Source organism: Paracoccus aestuarii (assembly GCF_028553885.1).
Classification (GTDB): domain Bacteria; phylum Pseudomonadota; class Alphaproteobacteria; order Rhodobacterales; family Rhodobacteraceae; genus Paracoccus; species Paracoccus aestuarii.
Genome location: NZ_CP067171.1, coordinates 99,230 through 121,976 on the forward strand (window position 1 = coordinate 99,230; position 22,747 = coordinate 121,976).

The following is a 22,747-nucleotide window of genomic DNA, read 5'->3' on the forward strand; positions in this document are numbered from 1 at the left end:
TACATGGATATGTTTTCCACGGATACTGAATCCGACCAACCGGAGGCTTCGCCCGTGACCCATCTGAACTATGAGATCCGCGGCGATGTCGCGCTGATCGGCCTGAACCGCACCGCCAAACGCAACGCCATATCGGATGCCTTGCTGGAGGAGCTGGACGCCCTGATCACCCGCGCCGAGACCGAGGCCCGCGCGGGCGTCATCCACGGCCATGGCGATCACTTCTGCGCCGGGCTGGACTTGGGCGAACATGTCCGCAAGACCCCCTTCGAGGGGGTGCAGAACTCGCGCCGCTGGCACGCCGTCTTCGGACGGCTGCAGATGGGGGCGATCCCGTGGTTCGCGGCGCTGCACGGCGCGGTGGTGGGCGGCGGGCTGGAACTGGCCTCGTCGGTCCATGTGCGGGTCGCCGATGACAGCGCTTTCTTCGCCCTGCCCGAAGGCCAGCGCGGCATCTTCGTCGGCGGCGGCGCATCGGTCCGCTCGGCGCGGCTGATGGGCGTGGCGCGGATGACCGACCTGATGCTGACCGGGCGCAGCATCGACGCGGCCACTGCCGAGGCCTGGGGCCTGGTCAGCCTGCGCACCCCCCCGGGCCAGGCGCTGGACCGCGCGGTCGAACTGGCCGCGCAGGCCGCGGGCAACGCGCAGATGTCGAACTATGCCATCATCCACGCCCTGCCGCGCATCGCCGACATGGCCTCGGGCGAGGGGCTCTTCGTCGAGAGCATCGTCTCGGCCTTCACCGCGACCTCGCCCGAGGCCGAGGAACGGCTGAACGCCTTTCTGGAAAAGCGCGCCGCCAAGGTCGCCCGGCCGGGGGGCGCCGCATGACCGCGCATGGCCCCCAGGCCGGCGACCGGCCCGAGCTGGGCGAGCTGCCGGATTTCTTCGGCCTGCTGCTGCGGCTGGCGCAGGTGCGCCATTACGACCGCTTCTTCGCCGCCTTCGAGGGCACCGACGTGCGCCCGGGCGAGATGACGCTGCTGTGGCTGCTGGACCTCAATCCCGGCATCCGGCAGGGGCTGGCGGCGCGCACGCTGCTGATCAAGCCCGCCCATATGACCAAGCTGGTCCAGCGGATGATCGATGCGGGCCTGGTCGCGCGCCTGGTGCCGCCCGATGACCGCCGCTCGGTCACGCTGTCGCTGACCGATGCGGGGCGCGCGCATCTGGACCGCCACCGCGAGCGGTTCCGCCGCGTCTCCTCGGCCGAGGCGACGGGGATGACGCCCGCGGAATTCGACACGCTGCTGGCGCTGATGCGCAAGCTGGCCTTCTGAAAGGGGACCGCCATGCCGATCAACATGGACGACATCATCGCCATCGACATCCACACCCATGCCGAGGAACCCTGCTGCACGCATCGCGACGACGGCTACAACGATTTCCAGGCCGCGATGGCGCGGTATTTCAGGAACCCCGCAGGCGGGCAGGGGATGCTGCCCACCGTCCCGCAGACCGCCGCCTATTTCCGCGAGCGCCGCATCGCCGCGGTGATCTTTCCCGTCGATGCCGAACGCGAGACCGGGTTTCGCCGCTATTCCAACGAGGAGGTCGCGCAGCTCTGCGCCGAGAATGACGACATCCTGATCCCCTTCGCCTCGATCGACCCGGCCAAGGGGCGGGCGGGCGCGCGCGAGGCGCGGCGGCTGGTGCGCGATTTCGGGGTCAAGGGCTTCAAGTTCCACCCGACGATGCAGGGGTTCTTTCCCAATGACCGCGCCATCTATCCGGTGCTGGAGGCGATCGCGGAGGAGGGCGCGATCACCCTGTTCCATACCGGCCAGACGGGCGTCGGATCGGGGATGCGCGGCGGCATGGGAATGCGGCTGAAATATTCGAACCCGATGCATCTGGACGATGTGGCCGTCGATTTCCCCGACATGCCGATCATCCTGGCCCATCCCTCCTTTCCCTGGCAGGAGGAGGCCTTGGCCGTCGCCCAGCACAAGCCCAATGTCTATATCGACCTCAGCGGCTGGTCGCCCAAATATTTCCCCGAGATCCTCGTGCGTTACGCCAACACGCTGCTGAAGGACAAGATGCTGTTCGGGTCGGACTGGCCGGCGATCACGCCCGACCGCTGGCTGGCCGATTTCGCCAAGGCCCCGTTCCGCGACGAGGTGCGCGACCTGATCCTCAAGGAGAACGCGCGCAAGCTGCTGAAGCTCTGAGACTGTCACCAACTTTGGGAGGAGTTGACCGATGACGACCCTGACGACACGCGCCCTTGCGGCGCTGGCCCTGACCACCGCGCTGGCCCTGCCGGCCGCAGCCCAGGACCGCGTGCTGCGCGCGGCCCCCGGCACGCCGCCGGCCCATCCCTCGAACGAGGTGATGTACCAGAACTTCCTCGGCTATCTGGCCGAGGCTTCGGACGGCCGGCTCGGCGCCACGATCCTGGGCCCCGAGGTGGCGAGCCTCGGCCAGATGAAGGACGCGCTGCAGAGCCAGATCGTCGAGGTCGGCAACCTGCTGCCCCTCTATTACCCGGCCGAGCTGCCCTTCATGGCGCTGGCGGGCGAATTGTCCCTGATCCCGGGCGAGTCCCATGCCGCGGGCGCCGCGATGACCGAATTCATCGTCACCTGCGAGCCCTGCCAGGACGAGCTGCGCCGCTTCAACTTGGTCTATCTGGGATCGGGCACCTCGGATGTCTACGAGATCCTGTCCACCCGCCCGGTCCGCACCGCCGAGGATCTGCGCGGCATGCGTCTGCGCACCGGCGGCGCCCCTTGGGCGCGCCTGGCCGAACATTTCGGCGCCACCCCGGCCCAGATCTCGGTCAACGACACGTTCGAATCCCTCAGCCAAGGGGTCATCGACGGCTCCATCGCCTCGGTCGCGGATCTGCAGAGCTTCCGCCTGATCGAGCTGGTGACCCATGTGACCGAACTGCCGCTCGGGCTTTATCAGGCGACGTAGAACTTCACCGTGTCCTCGGCCGCCTGGACCAGCCTTTCGACCGAGGACCGGCAGGCCCTGGCCCAGGCCGCGAACCTGGCCAATGCCGACATGACGCAGCGTTGGGGCTATGACATGCCGACCGAGGCGATCGAGGCCGCGGGCGGGGCAGGCATCGAATTCGTCGAGGCCGACGCCTCGCTGATCCAGGCCGTCCAGGATTTCGCCGCGACCGAGCGCGAGACCGCGATCGAACTGGCGCAGCGCAATTTCGGGATCGAGGATGCCGGCGATCACGTCGCCCGCTTCCTGGACCTGCTGGAGAAATGGGAGGGGATCGTGGACGGCATGGCCCCCGCCGACATCGCCGCCCGCGTCCAGGACGAGGTCTGGTCGCAGGTCGATTTCGCCAGCTACGGCGGCTGATCCCCGCGGGGGCGCGGTCCTGCGCCCCCCATTCACCGAAGGGCCCGTCATGCCGCATCTGATCCGACGCCTGCAATCGGGGCTGCTGGCCCTGCTGACCCTGTTGGGTGCGCTGGCCGTGCTGGCGCTGCTGATCCATGTCTCGGCCGATGTGGCGATGCGCAGCCTGCGCGGCACGCCCATCCCCGCCACCTATGAGATCGTGACCCATTACTACATGGTGGGCCTGGCCTTCCTGCCCCTGGCCTGGGTCGAGACGCGGGGCGGCATGGTCCGCATCGACGTGATCCACGGCCTGATGCCGGCGGGGGTGCGGCGCGTCTCGGATCTGGGGGTCACGCTGATCTCGGCGCTGGTCTATGGCGCGCTGGCCTGGGTCACGCTGCGCACGGCGCTGACGAACACCGCCAATGGCAGCTTCATCATGACGAACAATGTCCGGGTCGTGACCTGGCCCGCCTTCTGGCTGCCGCCGCTCGGCCTCGGGATCGCGGCGCTGGTCACCGCGCTGCGCGCCCTCTGGCCCGAGGAGACCCCGGCATGAGCATCGCCACGGCCTTCGGCGGCATCGCCGTCCTGTTCGTCCTGCTGGCGCTGCGCGTGCCGGTGGCGCTGGCGATGATCGCAGTGTCCTTCGGCGGCGTCGCTTGGATGCTGGGGATCGGGCCGGCCATGGGCATCATTGCCAACACGCCCTTTTCCTTCGTCGCGAACTGGACCCTGTCGGCGGTGCCGATGTTCCTGTTGATGGGCTTTGTGGCCTATCATTCGGGCATGACGACGGGCCTTTTCGAGGCCGCCAAAGCCGTCCTGCGCCGCATTCCCGGCGCGCTGCCGATATCGGCCATCTTCGCCTGTTCGGGCTTTGCCTCGGTCTGCGGATCGTCGCTGGCGACCGCCGCCACGATGGGCCGCATCGCCATCCCCGAGATGGTGCGCGCGGGCTATGCCCCCAGCTTCGCGGCGGGCGCCATCGCGGCGGGCGGCACGCTCGGCGCGCTGATCCCGCCATCCATCCTGATGATCGTCTATGGCGTCTTTGCCGAGACATCGGTGCTGCGCGTCTTTTTGGGCGGCATCGCGATGGGGGCGCTGACCGCGCTGTCCTATTGCGTCGTCGTGCTGATCACCTGCTGGTTGCGGCCCGACATCGCGCCGCCGCGCCCGACCCAGGGGGAGGTGCTGCCCATGCGCCAGGCGCTGGTCCGGGTCTGGCCGGTGCTGGCGCTGATGGGGATGGTCTTCGGCGGGCTGTTTTCCGGCATCTTCACCACGACCGAGGCAGGGGCCATCGGCGCGGGCGGCGCGATCCTGATCGCCGCCGTGACGCGGACCCTGACGCGGCAGGTGATGCGCGACGCGCTGACCGAGACGCTGATGACCTCGGCCTCGCTCTTCATCATCGGGGTGGGGGCGGCGATGTTCACGCGCTTTCTGGGCCTGACGGGGATGTCGGCCTATATCGCGCAATTCGTCGGCGGGGCGGATTTCGGGTTCCTGCACCTGATGCTGATCGTGGTGGTGATCTATCTGATCCTGGGCATGTTCATGGAGCCTTTCGGCGCCATGCTGATCACCCTGCCGGTGCTGCTGCCGGTCTTCCGGGCCGAGGGGATCGACCTCGTCTGGTTCGGCGTGCTGCTGGTCAAGCTGCTGGAGATCGGGATGATCACACCCCCGGTCGGCATGAACTGCTTCGTCATCAAGGGCGTGGCAGGAAAATACGTCACCACCGGCCAGATCTTTCGCGGCGTGACGCCCTTCATCGCCGCCGATCTGGTGGTCGTGGCGCTGGTGATCCTGTTCCCGGCGGTCATCATGTATCTGCCGTCGCTGCTATGAGCTGGGACGGGGACAGCGCCGCGATGCTGGACGCGCTGCGGGCGACGCCCGGCTGGCATGCCGTGGCGGGCCGGCCCGACGATGCGCTGATGGCGGCGATCCTGGACGAGGCCGCGCGCTTGGCCGCGGGTGTCATCGCGCCGCTGGACGGTCCGGGCGACCGGTCGGGCGCGCGGCACGAGGGCGGTCGCGTCACCCTGCCTCCGGGCGCGCGGGACGGCTTTCGGGCCTTGGCCGAGGGCGGCTGGCTGGCCTTGGAGCTGCCCGAGGCCTTAGGCGGCGCGGGCCTGCCCCTGGCGGTCTTCGCCGCCGTGAACCCGGCCTTCGAACGCGCCTCGCCCGCGCTGATGATGGCCGCGGGCAGCACGCGGGCGGCGGCGCGGCTGCTGGCGGAACATGCCGATCCTGCGACGCGCGACGATTGGGTGCCCGCGCTGGCCGCCGGGCTGCGGACCGCGACCATCTGCATCTCGGAACCCGGTGCCGGATCGGACCTGGCGCGCATCCGCACCCGCGCCCGGCACGACGGGACCGGCTGGCGCGTCACGGGCGACAAGATCTGGATCAGCTTCGGCGATCACGACCTGACCGACCGCATCGGCCATTGCGTCCTGGCGCGCAGCACGGACGACCCGGGCACGCGCGGCCTCAGCCTGTTCCTGGTCGAACGCGGCCCCGGCGTCGCCTGCACCGGGATCGAGCGCAAGCTGGGCCTGCACGCATCCCCCACCTGCGCGCTGCATTTCGACGCGGCCCCCGCCCGGCTGATCGGGACCGAGGGGCGGGGGCTGGCGCAGCTCTTCACCATGATCCGGCAGATGCGGCTGACCGTCGGCACCCAAGGCCTGGGCGTCGCGCTGCGCTGCCTGGACATGGCCCGCGCCCATGCGGCCGAACGCTGCCAAGGGGGCCCGCCCGACGCGCCGCCCCTGCCCATCGCCCGCCATCCCGACATCCGCCGTCACCTGGCCCGGATCGCGATGCGGGTCGACCTGCTGCGGCTGGCGCTGCTGGAGGCGGCGGTCTCGGCCGATCTGGGCCGCGACAACCGCTGCGCCTGGCTGCTGCCGATGATCAAGACCTTCGGGGCCGAGCTGGCCTTCGACGCCGCCGACATGGCGGTGACCGTGCTGGGCGGGGCGGGCTATACGCGCGACCATCCGGCCGAACAGGCGCTGCGCGATGCCCGCGTCTTCGCCATCTACGAGGGCACGACCGCCATGCAGGCCCAGGATTTCCTGATCCGCCAGAGCCTGGCCTGCGAGGGCCGCCTGCTGGACGATTTTCTGGACCGCGCGCGGGGCGATTGCGCCGACTGCCCCCTGCGGCTGGCCGTGATCGAGGATTTCGCCGCCCTGATGACCGCCCCGCGGGCCGAGACGCGCCTGCCGCGCCTGCGCGCCCAGGCCGATCCGCTGATGCGGGCGGCTTGGATCGCGGTCCAGGCCTGGCTGTCGGCCCGGATCCCGGGCAGCGCGGCGGCCGATCTGTTCCTGGCCACCGCCCGCCCGGCGCTGGCCCTGCAGGCGGCCGAGGCGCGCGGCGCCCATCGCTTCATCGACATGAAAGGACATTGACCATGCAGATCACCGGCACCATCGCCCTGGTCACCGGCGCGGCCAGCGGCCTGGGCGCGGCGACCGCCCGCGACCTGGCCCGCGCCGGTGCCCGCGTCGCCCTGCTGGACCGCGACGGCGAGGCCGCGCGGCGCGCCGCGACCGGGATCGACGGGCTGGGCCTGGCCGCCGACGTGACCGACGCGGCCGCGATCGAGGCCGCGCTGGACCGCGCCTGCGATCATTTCGGGGCGGTGCCGCGCATCGTCGTGAACTGTGCCGGGATCGGCACGGCGGGCCGCATCCTGCCCCGCGACGGCCAGCTGGGGCTGGAGGCCTTCGCCCGCACCATCGACGTGAAGCTGATGGGCACCTATCGCGTCATGGCGATCTGCGCCCGGGCCATGGCCCAGGCCGATCCGCTGGATGCGGACGGCGCGCGGGGGGTGATCGTGAACACCGCATCCGTCGCATGGCAGGACGGGCAGGTGGGTCAGGCGGCCTATGCCGCGTCGAAGGGTGGCATCGCCTCGCTGACGCTGCCCGCCGCGCGCGAGCTGGCGCGCTTCGGCATCCGCGTGATGACCATCGCGCCGGGCCTCTTCGAGTCCGCGATGAGCGCGGGCCTGACCCCGCAGATGCGCCGGGACCTGGAACAGGGCATCCCCTTTCCCCCCCGCATGGGCCGGCCCGAGGAATATGCCATGCTGGTCCGCCAGATCGTCGAGAACCCGGCCCTGAACGGCGAGATCATCCGCCTGGACGGCGCGGTGCGGCTGGCCGCGCGCTGATCGCGCCCGCCTCGCAGGACGCGTCTTGCAATCCATGATATGTGATATAATAACGCCGCATATCATCGGAGTTGACCATGCGTCCCGCTTTCCTTTCCGCGGCGGCCCTTGCCGCCCTGTCGCTGCCCCTGACCGCGGGGGCGAATGACGGTGTCCTGGACATTGTCGCCCCGTTCGAGATCAAGGGGGCCGATCCCGTCACCTCGGGCAACATCTTCATCAAGATGGACCTGGCCGAGACCTTGGTGAATGTCGACCCGGACGGGCGGCTGACCCCGGGCCTGGCGCTGTCTTGGCAGGCCTCGGATGACGGGCTGGAATGGCGCTTCGAGCTGCGCCCGGACGTGGTCTTTCACGACGGCAGCGCCTTCGACGCCGATGCCGCCGCCCATGCGCTGAACGTGGCCCGCGCCAAGCCCGGCCTGTTGGAGACAGCGCCCATCTCGGCCATCGCGGCGGATGGCGGGGACCTGGTCGTCACCCTGACCGAACCCTTCGCGCCGCTGCCGGCCTTTCTGTCGGAATACCGATCGCTGATCCTGGCCCCCGCCGCCTATGGCCCGGACGGCGAGGTGACCGAGGTGATCGGCACCGGCCCCTATCGCGTCACGCGCCTGGACGCGCCGCTGCGGCTGGAGGCGCAGGGATTCGCCGATCACTGGGACGGACCCCCTTTCATCGACCGCGCCAGCTATCAATCCGTGGGCCGGGCCGAGACGCGCGCCCTGCTGGCCGAAAGCGGCGATGCCGATTACGTCTTCAACCTGGACCCGGCCTCAGTGGCGCGGCTGTCGGGGCTGGACCGGCTGGAGGTGCAGTCGGTCTCGGTCCCGCGTTCGCTGCTGATCAAGCTGAACGGCGATCATCCGGCCCTGTCGGATGCCCGCGCGCGCCAGGCCCTGTCCATGGCCATCGACCGCGAGGGGCTGGCCCAGGCCATCCTGCGCTATCCCGCCGGGGCCGACCAGATCCTGCCGCCCTCGCTGGCCGATTGGCATTCCGAGACGGTCGCGCCCCTGACCCATGACCCGGAAGCCGCGCGCGCGCTGCTGGCCGATCTGGGCTGGCAGCCGGGGCCGGACGGCATCCTGACCCGCGACGGGGACCGCTTCAGCCTGGTGCTGACCACCTATCCCGACCGCCCCGAGCTGCCCTTGTCGGCGGCGGTGCTGCAGCAGATGTTCGCCGATATCGGGGTCGAGGTGGTGATCGATTCCACCAACTCCTCCGAGGTGGCGGTGCGGCACGGGGACGGGTCGCTGGACATGGCGCTGTTCGCGCGCAACTTCGCGCTGGTGCCGGACCCGATCGGCACCTTCCTGACCGATTACGCGCCGACCGGCGATTGGGGGGCGATGAACTGGGACAGCCCGGAATTCACCGCCCTGATCCGCGACCTGGCCCGGGGCGAGGGCGGCCAGCCCGAACGCGACCGCGCCATCGAGATCCTGCAGACCGAACTGCCGGTGATCCCTGTCGCATGGTATCAGCAGACCGCCGCCATATCCGGGGCGATCACCGGCGCGGTGGTCGATCCCTTCGAGCGCACGCTCGGGCTGCGGTCCATCCGGTGGGCGGAATGAGGCGGGCGATCCTGCACCGGCTGGCGCAGGCCGTGATGGTCGCACTGCTGGTCGGGGTCCTGACCTTCCTGATGATGCAGTCCCTGCCCGGCGACATGGCCTTTCGCATCGCGGCGGGGCGCTGGCTATGACAATGTGAACGCCCAGGCCGCCGAGGCCGTCCGGCAGGAGCTGGGGCTGGACCGCCCGGCCATCGCGGCCTTCGGGTCATGGCTCTGGGACTTGATGCGGCTGGATTTCGGCACGTCGGTGATCTCGGGCGCGCCGGTGATGACCGAGATCCGCCACCAGCTGGGCGCCAGCCTGCAGCTGGCCGGGGCGGCCTTGGCACTGTCCCTGGTGATCGGGCCGCCGATCGGCATCCTGGCCGGGCTGCGCGCGGGGGCCGCTGGACCGGGTGCTGCTGGTCCTGTCCACCGCGCTGCGATCGGTGCCGCAATTCCTGATGGGGCTGGTATTGATCGTGCTGCTGTCGATCCAGCTGGGCTGGCTGCCCGCGGCGGGGCATGGCCGGGCCGAGCATTTCATCCTGCCGGCGCTGACCCTGGCCTTGGGGCTGGCGGCGGTCTCGGCGCGGGTGGCGCGGGACGCGATGGCCAGGGTGGCGGGCAGTCCGCATTACGCCTTCGGCCGCTGGAAGGGCCTGTCCGAGGCGCAGATGCTGCGCCGCCACGGGCTGCGCAATATCGGCGTGGCGATGGTGACCTATCTGGGCCTGCAATTCGCGATGCTGGTCGAGGGCGTGGTGGTCATCGAGGCGATCTTCGGCTGGCCGGGCATCGGGCATGCGCTGGTCCATGCGATCTTCGGGCGCGACGTGCCGATGGTGCAGGGGACCGCGCTACTGCTGGGGCTGGGCTTCGTGCTGCTGAACGCGCTGGTCGACCTGGCCGCGCGCTGGATCGACCCCCGCGCAGGGGGGGTCGGGACATGATCGTCGCCGACATCCCCCTGGCCCCCGCCGCCCGCCCTTGGGGCCGCTGGATCGGAGCCGGGCTGCTGGCCGCGGTGCTGGGCCTTGCGCTGCTGGCGCCGTGGATCTTTCCCGCCGATCCGCTGCGCCAGAGCCTGCGCCACATCCTGGCGGGGCCGGATGCCGCGTCGCCCCTGGGTTACGACCATCTGGGCCGGTCGCTGACGGCGCGGCTGGCGGCGGCTTTGCGCCTGTCGCTGGCGATCGCGGCGGCGGCGGTGGTCAGTTCGGCGGTCCTGGGCGTCGCCATGGGGGTGCTGGCGGCGTGGCGCGGGGGCTGGGTCGACCGGCTGGCCAGCCTGGTCGCGGACAGCTTTCTGGCCCTGCCGGGGCTGCTTCTGGTGCTGATCGTCCTGGCTATTGTGCCGGTGACGCCGGTGGCCTTCTGGATCGGCCTGACCTTGGTCCTGTGGATCGAATATTTCCGCCTGACCCGGGCCACGGTCAGCCGCCTTCTGGCGGCGCCGGGGGTGCAGGCCTCGCGCCTGCTGGGCTTTGGGCCATGGCACGTCTTCCGCCGCCATCTGTGGCCCGAGCTGGCGCCGATGCTGCTGACGCTGGCGGCCTTCGGTGCGGCGACGGCGGTGATGACCATCGCGGCGCTCGGCTTCGTCAGCGTGGGCATCCGCCCCCCCGAGCCCGAGCTGGGCCAGATGATGGTCGAGATGCTGCCCTATTACCGCGAGGCGCCGATGGCGCTGCTGGTGCCGGTGCTGGCGACATTCGTCACGCTGCTGGGCCTGAACCTGATTGCCGGAGGACGCCGCCCGTGACCGAATTGCTGATCGCCCGCGATGTCGCGGTCACCGCCCGGGGCGTGCCGCTGGTCCAACCCGTCTCGCTGTCGCTGCGGGCGGGCCAGGTCCTGACCATCCTGGGTGAGACCGGATCGGGCAAGAGCCTTCTGGCGCAGGCCATCATCATCGGCCCCGCCCGCGGGCCTGGCCGCGCAGGGCGCCGTCACGCTGGAGGGGCGGGCCTTGGACCTGTCGCGCCCGGGCGGCCACCGCGCGCTCTGGGGGCGGGTGCTGGGCGTTCTGCCGCAGGAGCCGTGGCTGGCGCTGGACCCCTTGATGCCTGCCCGCGAGCAGGTGGCGGAGGGTCACGCGCTGGTCCGCGGCCTGCCTTGGGCCGAGGCCCGCGCCGCCGCCGATCGCGACCTGGCCGATCTGGGGCTGGAGGGTGCGGGCGGCCGCCGGCCCGACCAGCTGTCGGGCGGCATGGCGCAGCGCGTGGCCTTCGCCGCCGCGCGCACCGGCGGCGCCCGCATCGTCATCGCGGACGAGCCGACCAAGGGTCTGGACATCGCGCGGCGCGACGGGGTGATCGGCCTTCTGGCCCGCGAGGTCCAGGCGGGCGGCGCGCTGCTGACCATCACCCATGATCTGGCGCTGGCCCGCCGCTTGGGGGGCGAGCTGATCGTGATGCTGAAGGGCCGCATCGTGGAACGCGGCCCCGCCGAGCGGGTCCTGTCGCGGCCCGGTCACGACTATACCCGCCGCCTGATCGCGGCGGATCCGGCCAGCTGGCCCAAGCGTCCGGCCCGGCCCGTCACCGGCGCCCCGGTGATCCGGGCACGGGGCCTGACCGCGCACCGCGGCGGTCGGACCCTGTTCCAGGGTCTGGATCTGGACCTGCATCCCGGCCAGATCACCGGCATCTGGGGTCCGAGCGGTTGCGGCAAGTCCACCTTGGGCGACCTGCTGCTGGGGCTGGCCCCGCCGCAGGCGGGCTGGGTGGAACGGGGCGCGGGTCTGGCCCCGGCGCGGTTCCAGAAGCTCTATCAGGATCCGCCGAGCGCCTTTCCCCGCCATGTCACCCTGGGCCGGTCACTGCGCGACGTGATCCGGCTGCACCGGCTGGACGGCGGGCGGGTCGCGCCGCTGCTGACGCAGCTGCGGCTGGATCCGGGGCTTCTGGCGCGCAAGCCGACCGAGGTTTCGGGAGGGAATTGCAGCGCCTGGCCCTGCTGCGGCTGCTGCTGCTGGATCCGGTCTTCCTGTTCGCGGACGAGCCGACATCGCGGCTGGACCTGATCACCCAGGCCGAGGTGACGGATCTGCTGATCCGCACCGCCCGTGACGGCGGCATGGCCCTGCTGATCGTCAGCCATGATCCCGACCTGCTGGCGCAGAGCTGCGACCGGGTGATCGCGCTGGACCGCGACCATGCGATGCCCGAACGGCTTGCGGGCTGGGGGCGGTCAGCCCCCGGGGCGTTTGCGGGCGTAAAGCTCCAGCCGGTGCCATTCGATCTCGTATCCCAGCTCGGCCGCGATCTGGGCCTGCAGGGATTCGATCAGTTCGGAATGAAACTCGATCACCTCGCCCGTATCCAGGTCGATCAGGTGGTCGTGATGGGCGCGGTCGGCCAGCTCGAACCGCGCGCCCGCGCCGTCGAAATCGTTCTTCAGCACCGCGCCGACCTTTTCCAGCGCGGCCAGGGTGCGATAGACCGTCGCCTGCGAGATGCTTTCATCCTCCAGCTTGGCCCGGGACAGGATCTCGTCGGCGGTGGGGTGATCGCCGGCCAGGCGCAGCACGTTGACGATGGCCAGCCGCTGACGCGTGACCTGCACCCCCTTGGCGCGAAGCTGGGCTTCGATATCGTCGATCTCGTGCGTCATGCCCGTGGTTCTAGACCGGTGCGCGGGGCGGCTCAAGCATCTCCGCGCGCAGAACTTGCAAACAATTCTCATTCGCATATCCTGCGCCGGACCGAAGGGGCGAATCAGGATGGGACGAATGGTGATGCGATGCACGACCCTGCTGGCGGCGCTGTGGCTTGCGGCACCGGCCCAGGCCCAAGATGCGCCCTTGCAGGTGCTGGCGACGGTGGGGATGATCGGCGACCTGGCCCAGGGGGTGGCGGGGGATTGCGCCGCGGTCTCGACCCTGATCGGGCCGGGGGTGGATCCGCATTCCTTTTCCGCCACGCCGCGCGACGTGCAGGTCATCGCGGATGCCGAGCTGATCGTCTATGTTGACCGCGCGCTGGAGGAACGGCTGGCCGATGTGCTGGAACGGTTCGACGGGCGGGTGCCGACCCTGGGCCTGGTGCAGGCGACCTTCGGCGCCGATGCGCTGCTGGAGGATCCCGAGGCGCCGGGCCGGATGGACCCGCATCTGTGGATGGATGTGGACCGCTGGTCGCGCATCGTGCCGGTCCTGGCGGATGCCATCGCCGATGCCCGCCCGGCCTGCGCCGACACCTTGGCCGCCAATGCGGATGCGCTGGTCGCGGATCTGGCCGCGCTGCATGACTGGGTGGGGCAGGCCATCGCCTCGATCCCGGAGGAGCGGCGCGTGCTGGTCACGGCGCATGACGCCTTTTATTATTTCGCCGATGCCTATGGGATCGAGGCCTCCGAGGCGATCGAGGGCATCTCGACCGCGTCCGAGGCCAGCATCGGCGACATCCGCCAGGTGGCCGATTTCGTCATCGCGCGCCAAGTGCCCGCGGTCTTCGTCGAAAGCACCATCAGCCCCCGCACCATCGAGGCGCTGCAGGCCGAGGTTGCCAGCCGCGGCCATGACCTGGCCATCGGCGGCACGTTGTTTTCCGATGCGATGGGGGATGCGGGCACGCCCGAGGGCAGCTATATCGGCATGATCCGCGCCAATGCGGTGACCATCACGCGGGCCCTGGGCGGGCAGGTGCCGGATTGGCCCGAGGCGCTGGAAGGCTGGGCGGCCGAATGGGATCTGCCCCGCTGAGCCGCGGGATCTTGGCGAAAGGCCGCATATGGGCAAGGACATGCTGCACGAACCCGACCAGGCCCTGCATGTCGAGGACCTGACCGTCAGCTATGGCAGCATGCCGGCGCTGTGGGACATCGACCTGGACGTGCCGATCGGGGTAATGTGCGCCATCGTGGGGCCGAACGGGGCGGGCAAGTCGACGCTGATCAAGGCGGCCTTGGGGCTGGTGCGCCCGGTCGCGGGCCATGTGCGGTTCCTGGGCTTAGCCGGTCGGCGCGATGCGCGGGCGGATCGGCTATGTCCCGCAGCGCCATTCCGTGGACTGGGATTTCCCCACCACCGCCGCCGACGTGGTCGAGATGGGGCTCTATCGCAGCCTGGGCTGGTTCCGTCGACCCGGCCGCGCGGCCCGGGCCCGCGCCATGGCGGCCCTGGCCCAGGTCGGCATGCAGGATTACGCCGACCGCCAGATCGACCAGCTGTCGGGCGGCCAGCAGCAGCGGGTGTTCCTGGCCCGGGCGCTGATCCAGGACGCGCCGATCCTGATCCTGGACGAGCCCTTCGCGGGCGTCGACGCGGCCACCGAGGCCTTGATCATCGCCCTGCTGAAGCGCCTGCGCGACGAGGGGCGCACCGTCATCGTCGTCCATCACGACCTGACCACGGTCCAGAGCTATTTCGACTGGCTGGTGATGATGAACATCCGCATCGTGGCCCAAGGCCCGGTGGCGCAGACCTATACGCCCGAGAACCTGCGCGCCGCCTATGGCCGCCATCTGGCGATGATCGCCCTGCCCGACGGGGGCCGCCCGTGACCGAGCTGCTGTCGTCCCAGATCGTGCGCACGGTGCTGCTGGGGGCGGTGATGCTGGGGGCGGTGTCGGGGATGCTGGGCGCCTTCGCCGTGCTGCGCCGGCAGAGCCTGCTGGGCGACGCCTTGGCCCATGCGGCCCTGCCGGGCGTCTGCCTGGGGTTCCTGGTCGCGGGCGGTCGCGATCTGGGCAGCATCATGGCCGGGGCCCTGCTGACCGGGGCCTTGGCGGCGCTGTCGGTCATGGTCATCACCCGCCGCACCCGGCTGAAGACCGATGCGGCGCTCGGCGTCGTGCTGGGGGTGTTCTTCGCGGTGGGGGTGGTGATGCTGACCCATCTGCAGGCCGCGGGCGGATCGGCCAGCGCGGGGCTGTCGGGGTTCCTGTTCGGTCAGGCGGCGGCGATCCTGGTGGGGGATCTGTGGATCATCGGGGCGGGGGGCGCGCTGGCCTTGGCGGTGATCCTGGCGCTGTGGAAGGAATTCAAGCTGGTCAGCTTCGACCCCGACTTCGCCCGCGCCCAAGGCATGCCCGTCGTCGCGCTGGAGGCCGCGCTGACCGTGCTGATCGCGCTGGCCATCGTGCTGGGGCTGCAGCTGGTGGGGGTGGTGCTGATGGTCGCGCTGTTGATCGCGCCGGCGGCGGCGGCCCGGCAATGGACGGACAGGCTGGGGCCGATGGTCCTTTTGTCGGCGGCGATCGGAGCGGCATCAGGCGCCGGCGGCGCGCTGATCAGCGCGGGCGCGCGGGGGCTGGCCACGGGGCCGGTCGTGGTGCTGATCGCATCGGCGGTGGTGCTGGTCTCGCTGATCCTGGCGCCGGGGCGGGGGCTGGCGTGGCGGGCGGTGGCACGCGCCCGCGCCCGTGCGCGCATCAGCGAGGCGCGCATCCTGGCCGCGATGGACGGGCTGGCGCGCGATCACGACGACGCCGCCTATCCGGCCGAACGCGGCATGCTGGGGGCGGCGCTCGGCAAGGCACCATCGCCGCGCCGCCTGGCCGCGCTGGAGGGGCAGGGCCTGATCCGCCCTGTCGCCCATCCGCCCGAGACCGCGCCCCGCTGGCAGCTGACGCCCGCCGCCGCGACCGCGCCGGGTCCGATCGGGGGACGCGGGATGATCGACGCCTTCTTCGCCTCGATCCCCGCGATGATCCTTCTGACCGGCATCCTGGTGGGGCTGTCGGGGGCGGTGCTGGGGACGTTCCTGGTGCTGCGCGGCAATGCGATGCTGACCGATGCGATCAGCCATTCCATCGTCCTGGGCGTCATCACCGTCTGGCTGGCCACGGGGCATCTGTCCGGGCCGGTCCAGCTGATCGGCGCGGCGCTGACCGGCGTGCTGACCGTCATCCTGACCGAGGCCTTGGCCCGGTCGCGCCTGGTGCGGATGGATGCGGCCATCGGGCTGGTCTTTCCGGCGATGTTCGCGGCGGGGGTGCTGCTGATCTCGGTCCATGCGCGCGACGTGCATCTGCATGTCGACAGCGTCCTTCTGGGCGAGATCGGCTTTGTCTGGCTGAACATCGTCACGGTCGCGGGACATCCCGTGCCGGTGGCGGTGGCGACCTTGGGGGCGGTGCTGGCGATGAACCTGGCCTTCGTGCTGGCCTTCTGGAAGGAATTGAAGCTGGCCAGCTTCGATCCCGGGCTGGCCGCGGCCTTGGGGTTCCTGCCCGGGGTCCTGCATTACGGGGTGCTGACCCTGACCAGCGTGACGGCAGTCGCGGCCTTCGACGCGGTGGGGGCGATTCTGTTCATCGCCTTCGTCATCGTGCCGCCCGCGACGGCATTCCTGCTGTGCCGGCGGCTGTGGTCGATGATGGCGGTGGCGGTCCTGCTGGCGGTGGCGTCCTGCCTGGCGGGCTACGCGCTGGCGCTGCGCTGGAACGTGTCCATCGCGGGGATGATGGCCAGCATGGCGGGCCTGTGGTTCGTGCTGGCGCTGATCGCAGCGCCCGATCGGGGCTGGTGGCGCAAGCGCTGCGCCGCCGGGGCCAGCGCATGGACCATGACAGCCGGGCGCTGGTCGCGCATCTCTTCACCCATCGCGACAGCCCCGACATGGCCGAGGAAAGCACCCTGCGCACCCTGACCGACAATCTGGGCTGGTCCGCGCCGCGGGCCCGCGCGGCGATCCTGCGCGCCCATGACCGCGGGCTGGTCACGCGGCGCGACGGTCTGCTGACGCTGCGCCGCAAGGGCCTGGCCGAGGCCGAGGCGATCTTTGGCCGCATGCCCTGAGGCGTCTCAGCGATGCCCGATCCAGCCCCGGTCGTCGGTGAAGGCGCGGGCGGGCGTCACCGCGACCGGGGCGAACCCGTCGGGCAGCGCCGCCAGCGGGGCCAGCGCCCGGTCGGATGCCGCCAGCACCAGGTTCGCCCGGCCCCGCGCGCTGACGGGGCCCTGCACGGCCTGGACATGGGGATAGATCTCGGACAGGATCGCATGGACCCCGCGCAGCAGCGGCCCGTCGGGGCGGTCGATCAGGTTCACATAGACCGGCCCGTCCACCATCGCGCGCAGCCGGGCATAGGCCTCGCGCGTGGCCAGATGCGCCGGGACCGACCCCGAGGAGAACGCATCCATCACCGCCGCGTCGAACCGTTCGGTCGCCTCGTTCAGAAACAGCCGCCCGTCGGCATGGGCGATGCGCAGCCGCGGGTCACCCCCCCCGATCAGTGCCCCGGCGCGGGGCAGGTGGCCTTGGGCGACGCGGGTGATCAGCGGGTCGATCTCGACCGCCATGGCGCGGGCCCGGGGGTCCTGGTCCAGCAGCACCGCGGGCAGGCTGTAGCCGCCACCGCCGATGAACAGGACCGATGGCGCGGGCCCCAGATCGGCCTGCATCCGCGACCAGATCCAGCGCGTATAGGGCAGGGCCAGCATGGCCGGTCCCGGCGCATCCGCCTCGGCCGCCTGCGGGGTGCGGTCCGACAGCAGCCAGACGGTGTCGCCCTGGACCTGCACATCGATGCAGGTATCCCCGATTCATGGCGGCACATCGGCCCGCTGGCCGTCACGCCCAGCACGGCCAGCCCCGCCAGCCCCCGGCCACCGCCATGCCCGGCCCGCCGGGCCCGCGCCCCGCCCCCGGATCAGCGGCACGCAGGCCAGCGCGACCAGCCCGCATCCCGCGAAGGTCGCCACCGACCCCACCACGGGCAGCGCCACGAACCCCGCCAGCACCGCCCCGAAGATCGCCCCGAGCGAGCCCGCGGCCAGCACCAGGCCCAGGGACGACCCCTCGCGCCCCGGCCGGGCCTCGATCGCCATCTGCGCCAGAAAGGGCGAGGGGAAGGTGACCAGAACCGATGCCGGAAAGAAGGCCAGCATCACCGCCGCCAGCATCCCCCCCGTGCCCCGCGCGCCCAAGGCATAGACCAGCCCCAGCACCGCGGGCGAGACCGCCATCAGCAGCGCCGTCGCGATCAGCGCGATCCGCACCGCGCGCACCGCCACCGCCCGGTCGCGATCCGCGACCAGCCCGCCAAGTGCGCTGCCTAGAGAAAATCCCGCCAGGATCACCGCGATCACCGATGTCCATGTCACCAGCGAGGTCCCGAAGAACGGCGCCAGCACGCGGCCTGCCGCGATCTCGTAGGTCAGCCCGACCGCCGAGAGGACGAGGATCAGGGTGATTGTGGTCCAGAACCGCATCGGCATTCTCCCTTGGCGCGGAGGGCGGCCTAGCGCAGCGCGCACCACGGTGCAATCGCGCGCATAGTTTTTATAATCTGTCTTATGTTCCAAAAAACGGTTCCGCTTGTCGGGCGGGCCGAAAGGCGGCTAGACCCGACCCCATGACACAGCCGGCAGGAGCGCCCCGATGATCACGCGAAACGGATTGATCCAGGCGGCGATCATCGCCTTCCTGACGGGCCTTGTGGTGGTCGCCGCCATGAACCTGGTCCCCGACCGGCGCGAACTGCGCCGTGCGGTCGCCACCACCATCACCACATCCGACCCGGCCTTTCTGCGCAGCATGAACGGCCTCTTCGGGTCCAACATGCTGGAGGGCAATCGGATCGAGCTGCTGGTCAATGGCGACGAGATCTTTCCCGCCATGCTGGACGCGATCCGCGCGGCCGAGACCAGCATCACCTTCGAGACCTATGTCTATTGGTCGGGCAGCATCGCCGAGGATTTCGCCGAGGCCCTGGCCGAACGCGCCCGCGCGGGCGTCGCGGTGCGGGTGATGCTGGACTGGTTCGGATCGGTGCCCATGGATCCCGACATGATCGCCCGGATGGAGGATGCGGGCGTGCAGGTCACGCGGTTCCGCCCGATCCACTGGTACACGATCGACCGGGTGAACAACCGCACGCATCGCAAGCTGCTGATCGTGGACGGCCGGGTGGGCTTCACCGGCGGCGTGGGGATCGCGGACGAATGGCGCGGCGACGCCCGCAACGCCGAGGAATTCCGCGAGAACCACTATCGCGTCACCGGGCCGGTGGTGGCGATGATGCAGGGCGCCTTCGCCTCGAACTGGGTCGAGGACAGCACCGAGATCCTGCGCGGCGACGCCTTCTTTCCCCCGCTGGAGCCGCAGGGCGACACCGTAGCCCAGCTGGCCGTCAGCAGCACGGGCAGCCGCAACTACATCCACATGATGCTGATGACCGCCCTGTCGGCGGCCGAGACCAACATCCGCATCGCCACGCCCTATTTCGTGCCCGACGACATCGCCGTAGCCCAGCTGGTCGCGGCGCGCGAACGCGGTGTGCAGGTGGACATCCTGCTGCCCGGCCCCGAGATCAACAAGCCGCCGGTGCGCCGCGCGTCCCGCGCGCTCTGGGGGCCGCTGCTGGAGGCGGGGGTGACCATCCGCGAATACCAGCCCACCTTCCTGCATGCCAAGCTGCTGATCGTGGATGAGGTGCTGACCTCGGTCGGGTCCACGAATTTCGACGAACGGTCCTTTCGCCTGAACGACGAGGCGAACCTGAACGTCTATGACCGCGATTTCGCGCGCGCCCATATCGCGCTGTTCGAGGCGGACATGGCCGATGCCCGCGAGATCACGCTGCGCGAATGGCAGGACCGGTCCTGGACCACCCGCATGGCTGACTGGGGCTGGAGCTGGCTGCGCCCCCAAATGTGACCCCGGATGTGACCCCAGATGTGACTCGGGGAAATTCATGATCGGTTCATCTTCGGCTCAGGCCCCTGTCAGGCCCGGCGGCCATATCCCCTCTTGTCCCGCACCCGGATGCGGCATCACAGAGGAGAGAGAACGATGACCCTGAACCGTTTGGCCATGGCCGCAGCCTTCCTGACCCTGCCCGGCGCCGCCTTGGCCGTGGAGGCGACCAAGCTGGACACCACCCTGACCCAGGCCGAGGTCGAGGCCGCCCAGCAGGCCTGGGGCGAAGGCCTGGTCCGCATCGCCCATGATTACGACATCGGCGGCATCGACCGGGCGCGGGACAGCGCGGCCGCGGTGCTGGACGGCGCCTATGGCCATGACATGGGGCCGGTCCTCTTCAAGCCGACCTTGGCCGGGGGCGAACAGACCTTCCGCACCACGCCCGAGGGGGCGTTGGCCTATTTCATCGGCCATGACGATGATTTCCCACAGGATCAGGGCTTTGCGCTGAAAGGCTGGACCGGGGTCGAGGTCGAGAACGCCGCCATCTTCATCGCCGGCGACACGGCGCTGACCATGGGCCATGTCCATATCACCGGCCCCGACGGCGCGGTGACGACGGTGGACAAGACCTGGGGGTTCCAGCGCGACGCGGCGGGCGATCTGCGCATCGTGCTGCACCATTCCTCGCTGCCCTATGGCGTGAACTGATCCCCGTCGGGCGCGGTCAGGCGATAGCCCAGGCCGCGCACCGCCAGGATCCCCGCGCCCGGCTGCAGCGCGGCCAGCTTGCGCCGCAGCCGGCTGACATAGACATCGACGACATTGGTCAGCGGGTCGCGATCGGTCTGCCAGACACGGGCCAGGATGCGCTCGCGGCTGACGGTCGCCCCGCGCGCGGCGATCAGCAGCTCGATCAGGGCCAGCTCGCGCGCGGTCAGGGCCAGCTCGCGCTCGCCGCAGCGCAAAGCGGGCAGGCGGCGGTCCAGCGTGATGGCGCCGATGCGCGGCGGTGCGCGGTCGACGGGGCGCAGGGCGCGGCGCATCAACGCCTCGATCCGGGCCAGCAATTCGTCGAAATCGAAGGGCTTGGGCAGATAGTCATCCGCCCCCCGCCGCAGCCCGTCGGTGCGTTCCCGGCTTTCGCCGAGCGCGCTCAGCATCAGGATGGGCACGTCATGGCCGCGCTGGCGCAGCGCATGGCACAGCGTCAGCCCGTCCATCCCCGGCAGCAGCACATCCAGCACGATCACCCCCGCCGCGCCCCGCATCCGGCAGTCGCGCGAAAACGCCTCGGCCGCGGCCAGGCCGCTGCGCCCGCAGGCGCGGTGCTGGACGGCGTAGCCCTCGGCCTGCAGGCCGCGGGTCAGGAAATCCGCGACGCGCGGATCGTCCTCGATCAGCAGGATCTCCATCAGGCGGCCCCGGGATCGGAGGACACGGGATCGGGGGCCCCGGGATCAGGGGCCAAGGGCAGGGCCAGCACCGCCACCACGCCGCGCGGATCGTTCGGGCCCAGATCCAGCCCGCCGCCTTGTGCCCGTGCCAGGTCGCGCGCGATCGCCAGGCCCAGGCCCAGCCCGTCGGGCCGGTGACGCCGCGCCGCCCTGCCCCGCCAGCCGCGTGTGAAGACATGATCCATGTCGCGCGGCGTAATCCCGATGCCCTGATCGCGCAAGGCGATCCGCACCCGCCCGCCATCCGTCGCGACATCCACCGACACCGCGCCGCCGGGATGGGAATAGCGCAGCGCATTATCCAGCAGCGCCGCCAGGATCTGCTGCAGCCGGTCGGGATCGGCCATCACCCGGATGCCTGCGGGCACCGCGCCCATCGCCACCGTCACGCCCCGCGCCGCACCTTGGCTGCGCGCCCCGCCCAACGCGCGGTCCAAGGCATCCGCCAGACCCACCGGGCGCGGATCGACCCGCATCCCGTCATCGGGCCGGCGCACGAAGACCAGCAGATCCTCGATCAACCGGCCCATCTGGCGCGTCACGTCGACGATGCGCCCCAAGGCCGCCCGCGGCGCATCGGCATCCGCCGCCCGCAGCGCCACCTGCGCCTCGCCCCGGATCACCGTGACCGGGGTGCGCAGCTCATGCCCGATATCGGCGACCAGCTGCTGGCGCGCCCGTTCCGAGGCCGCCAGTTCCGCCAAGGCACGGCGCAGATCGGAGGTGCGCGCCTGGACGGCGCCCTCCAGCTGGCTGCGGAATTCATCGTCGCGCTGGCGGTTCTGGACGACCTCGGTCGCCATGGCGTTCAGCTGGCGGCCCAGCTGGACGAATTCGCGATCCCTGAACCCGCCGAAGCGATGCCCGAAATCCCCCGCCGCAAAGGCCGCCAGCCCCGTCTCCAGCCGCCGCAGCGGCTGGCGCAGGCGCAGGACCAGCAACAGCGCCAGCGCCAGGCTGCCCACCGCCCCCGTCCCCGCCGCGGCCAGAAACAGCTGGCGCGCATCGGCCAGCCCCTCGTCGGCGCGCAGACGCTCCAGATCCAGCGCGGCGCGCTCGGCCCGCAGCCCCTCGTCCAGCAGCGCGGGCAGGTCCGCCTCGGCCAGGCTGTCGAACTGGCGGTCGATGCGGCGGATGGCGACGCCCTCGGCCAAGGGCGATGCGGGCAGCAGCGCCCCGGTCTGCGCATCCAGCCGGTCGACCACCGCGGCCAGCACCGTCAGGATGCGGTCGCGGGCCTCGGCCTCGATCGCGGGCTTGTTGCGGCCCGCATCGCGCGCCCGCGCCAGATCGGCCAGTGCCGCGTAATCGCCCAGATGCCCCTGCAGCGCGTCGATCAGCGCGTCGCGCGCCTCCGCCGTCGCCGGCTGGTCCAGGACGCGCCGATAGGACCAGTTGCGCAGCTCGGCCTTGGCCTCGGCAAAGAGCAGCAGCGAGGTATAGACATCGCTGGCGATCCGCCCGCGCAGGACCCGATGCTCGGCCTCGCGCAGGATGTGCCAGCCCAGCACCGCCATCAGCAGCGCCAGGCCCGCCAAGGCCCCGAAGGCGAGCTGCAGCCGCCGGACATAGCTGCTGCGCCGGCGCCGTGACCGGGTCGGTGTCACCG

Annotated in this window: 21 protein-coding genes and 3 pseudogenes; 19 read left to right on the plus strand and 5 right to left on the minus strand. The window is 70.8% G+C overall.

Annotated features, from left to right (window positions below; all coding sequences use genetic code 11):
- Positions 1 to 9 precede the first annotated feature (9 nt).
- The 13 genes and pseudogenes from JHW48_RS17550 to JHW48_RS17610 form a co-directional block, all read left to right on the plus strand.
- Positions 10 to 834 carry a crotonase/enoyl-CoA hydratase family protein gene (locus JHW48_RS17550; RefSeq protein ID WP_119886919.1) on the plus strand — a complete coding sequence of 275 codons (825 nt, stop codon included), beginning with the start codon at positions 10 to 12 and terminating at the stop codon, positions 832 to 834.
- On the plus strand, positions 831 to 1,283 hold the full coding sequence (locus JHW48_RS17555; RefSeq protein WP_119886913.1) for a MarR family winged helix-turn-helix transcriptional regulator: 453 nt from the start codon (positions 831 to 833) through the stop codon (positions 1,281 to 1,283). Before JHW48_RS17550 ends, JHW48_RS17555 begins: the two co-directional genes overlap by 4 nt.
- A gap of 18 nt (positions 1,284 to 1,301) precedes the next feature.
- Entirely contained in the window at positions 1,302 to 2,177 is an 876-nt protein-coding gene (locus JHW48_RS17560; protein ID WP_119886920.1) for an amidohydrolase family protein, read from the plus strand.
- 31 nt (positions 2,178 to 2,208) lie between these two features.
- Positions 2,209 to 2,928, plus strand: coding sequence for a type 2 periplasmic-binding domain-containing protein (locus tag JHW48_RS17565; protein WP_205961945.1), 720 nt, complete (start codon positions 2,209 to 2,211; stop codon positions 2,926 to 2,928).
- A gap of 9 nt (positions 2,929 to 2,937) precedes the next feature.
- Positions 2,938 to 3,333, plus strand: a complete 396-nt coding sequence (locus JHW48_RS17570) for a hypothetical protein (RefSeq protein WP_205961946.1) — start codon at positions 2,938 to 2,940, stop codon at positions 3,331 to 3,333.
- 49 nt (positions 3,334 to 3,382) lie between these two features.
- Complete coding sequence (locus tag JHW48_RS17575; protein ID WP_119886914.1) at positions 3,383 to 3,877, plus strand: TRAP transporter small permease; 495 nt, start codon at positions 3,383 to 3,385, stop codon at positions 3,875 to 3,877.
- Positions 3,874 to 5,175: a TRAP transporter large permease gene (locus JHW48_RS17580; protein ID WP_119886915.1), complete on the plus strand. Its 1,302-nt coding sequence runs from the start codon at positions 3,874 to 3,876 to the stop codon at positions 5,173 to 5,175. The genes JHW48_RS17575 and JHW48_RS17580 overlap by 4 nt, the downstream gene beginning before the upstream one ends.
- Positions 5,172 to 6,752 carry an acyl-CoA dehydrogenase family protein gene (locus JHW48_RS17585; RefSeq protein WP_170152322.1) on the plus strand — a complete coding sequence of 527 codons (1,581 nt, stop codon included), beginning with the start codon at positions 5,172 to 5,174 and terminating at the stop codon, positions 6,750 to 6,752. Before JHW48_RS17580 ends, JHW48_RS17585 begins: the two co-directional genes overlap by 4 nt.
- A gap of 2 nt (positions 6,753 to 6,754) precedes the next feature.
- Positions 6,755 to 7,522: an SDR family NAD(P)-dependent oxidoreductase gene (locus JHW48_RS17590; RefSeq protein ID WP_119886916.1), complete on the plus strand. Its 768-nt coding sequence runs from the start codon at positions 6,755 to 6,757 to the stop codon at positions 7,520 to 7,522.
- Positions 7,523 to 7,599: 77 nt separating this feature from the next.
- Positions 7,600 to 9,105: an ABC transporter substrate-binding protein gene (locus JHW48_RS17595; RefSeq protein WP_272835894.1), complete on the plus strand. Its 1,506-nt coding sequence runs from the start codon at positions 7,600 to 7,602 to the stop codon at positions 9,103 to 9,105.
- A pseudogene (locus JHW48_RS17600) lies at positions 9,102 to 10,039 on the plus strand (ABC transporter permease). The gene JHW48_RS17595 and the pseudogene JHW48_RS17600 overlap by 4 nt, the downstream one beginning before the upstream one ends.
- Positions 10,036 to 10,851 (plus strand): ABC transporter permease, encoded by an 816-nt coding sequence (locus JHW48_RS17605; protein WP_119887463.1) that lies wholly within the window; start codon positions 10,036 to 10,038, stop codon positions 10,849 to 10,851. Before JHW48_RS17600 ends, JHW48_RS17605 begins: the two are co-directional and overlap by 4 nt.
- Positions 10,848 to 12,239 (plus strand): annotated as a pseudogene (locus JHW48_RS17610) (ABC transporter ATP-binding protein); the annotation flags it as partial. The gene JHW48_RS17605 and the pseudogene JHW48_RS17610, both read left to right, overlap by 4 nt.
- Before the next feature lie 42 nt (positions 12,240 to 12,281).
- Here JHW48_RS17610 and JHW48_RS17615 read toward each other — a convergent pair.
- Complete coding sequence (locus JHW48_RS17615) at positions 12,282 to 12,704, minus strand: Fur family transcriptional regulator (RefSeq protein ID WP_119887467.1); 423 nt, start codon at positions 12,702 to 12,704, stop codon at positions 12,282 to 12,284.
- Positions 12,705 to 12,828: 124 nt separating this feature from the next.
- On the opposite strand from JHW48_RS17615, the gene JHW48_RS17620 reads away from it, so the two are divergent.
- The 4 genes and pseudogenes from JHW48_RS17620 (at position 12,829) to JHW48_RS17635 (ending at position 16,833) form a co-directional block, all read left to right on the plus strand.
- A complete protein-coding gene (locus JHW48_RS17620) occupies positions 12,829 to 13,794 on the plus strand; it encodes a metal ABC transporter solute-binding protein, Zn/Mn family (protein ID WP_272835866.1) in 966 nt (321 codons plus the stop codon).
- Positions 13,795 to 13,822: 28 nt separating this feature from the next.
- Positions 13,823 to 14,594, plus strand: a pseudogene (locus JHW48_RS17625) (metal ABC transporter ATP-binding protein).
- Complete coding sequence (locus JHW48_RS17630) at positions 14,591 to 16,684, plus strand: metal ABC transporter permease (protein ID WP_272835895.1); 2,094 nt, start codon at positions 14,591 to 14,593, stop codon at positions 16,682 to 16,684. The pseudogene JHW48_RS17625 and the gene JHW48_RS17630 overlap by 4 nt, the downstream one beginning before the upstream one ends.
- A complete protein-coding gene (locus JHW48_RS17635; protein WP_272835896.1) occupies positions 16,594 to 16,833 on the plus strand; it encodes a hypothetical protein in 240 nt (79 codons plus the stop codon). The genes JHW48_RS17630 and JHW48_RS17635 overlap by 91 nt, the downstream gene beginning before the upstream one ends.
- Before the next feature lie 6 nt (positions 16,834 to 16,839).
- On the opposite strand, the gene JHW48_RS17640 is transcribed toward JHW48_RS17635, so the two are convergent.
- Both JHW48_RS17640 and JHW48_RS17645 read right to left on the minus strand, forming a co-directional pair.
- The gene (locus tag JHW48_RS17640; RefSeq protein WP_272835897.1) at positions 16,840 to 17,559 is read right to left on the minus strand and encodes a spermidine synthase; all 720 of its coding nucleotides are present in this window, start codon (positions 17,557 to 17,559) and stop codon (positions 16,840 to 16,842) included.
- Positions 17,560 to 17,580: 21 nt separating this feature from the next.
- Positions 17,581 to 18,249, minus strand: a complete 669-nt coding sequence (locus JHW48_RS17645; RefSeq protein ID WP_272835863.1) for a fused MFS/spermidine synthase — start codon at positions 18,247 to 18,249, stop codon at positions 17,581 to 17,583.
- Positions 18,250 to 18,418: 169 nt separating this feature from the next.
- Between JHW48_RS17645 and JHW48_RS17650 the strand changes: the two genes are divergently transcribed.
- On the plus strand, positions 18,419 to 19,696 hold the full coding sequence (locus JHW48_RS17650; protein ID WP_119887217.1) for a phospholipase D-like domain-containing protein: 1,278 nt from the start codon (positions 18,419 to 18,421) through the stop codon (positions 19,694 to 19,696).
- Positions 19,697 to 19,831: 135 nt separating this feature from the next.
- Positions 19,832 to 20,392: a phosphoribosyl-AMP cyclohydrolase gene (locus JHW48_RS17655; RefSeq protein ID WP_119887218.1), complete on the plus strand. Its 561-nt coding sequence runs from the start codon at positions 19,832 to 19,834 to the stop codon at positions 20,390 to 20,392.
- Here JHW48_RS17655 and JHW48_RS17660 read toward each other — a convergent pair.
- Together JHW48_RS17660 and JHW48_RS17665 are read right to left on the minus strand one after the other, a co-directional pair.
- Positions 20,377 to 21,096, minus strand: a complete 720-nt coding sequence (locus JHW48_RS17660; protein ID WP_119887219.1) for a response regulator transcription factor — start codon at positions 21,094 to 21,096, stop codon at positions 20,377 to 20,379. The genes JHW48_RS17655 and JHW48_RS17660 overlap by 16 nt on opposite strands.
- Positions 21,096 to 22,745 (minus strand): sensor histidine kinase, encoded by a 1,650-nt coding sequence (locus tag JHW48_RS17665; RefSeq protein ID WP_119887220.1) that lies wholly within the window; start codon positions 22,743 to 22,745, stop codon positions 21,096 to 21,098. Before JHW48_RS17665 ends, JHW48_RS17660 begins: the two co-directional genes overlap by 1 nt.
- Positions 22,746 to 22,747 lie beyond the last annotated feature (2 nt).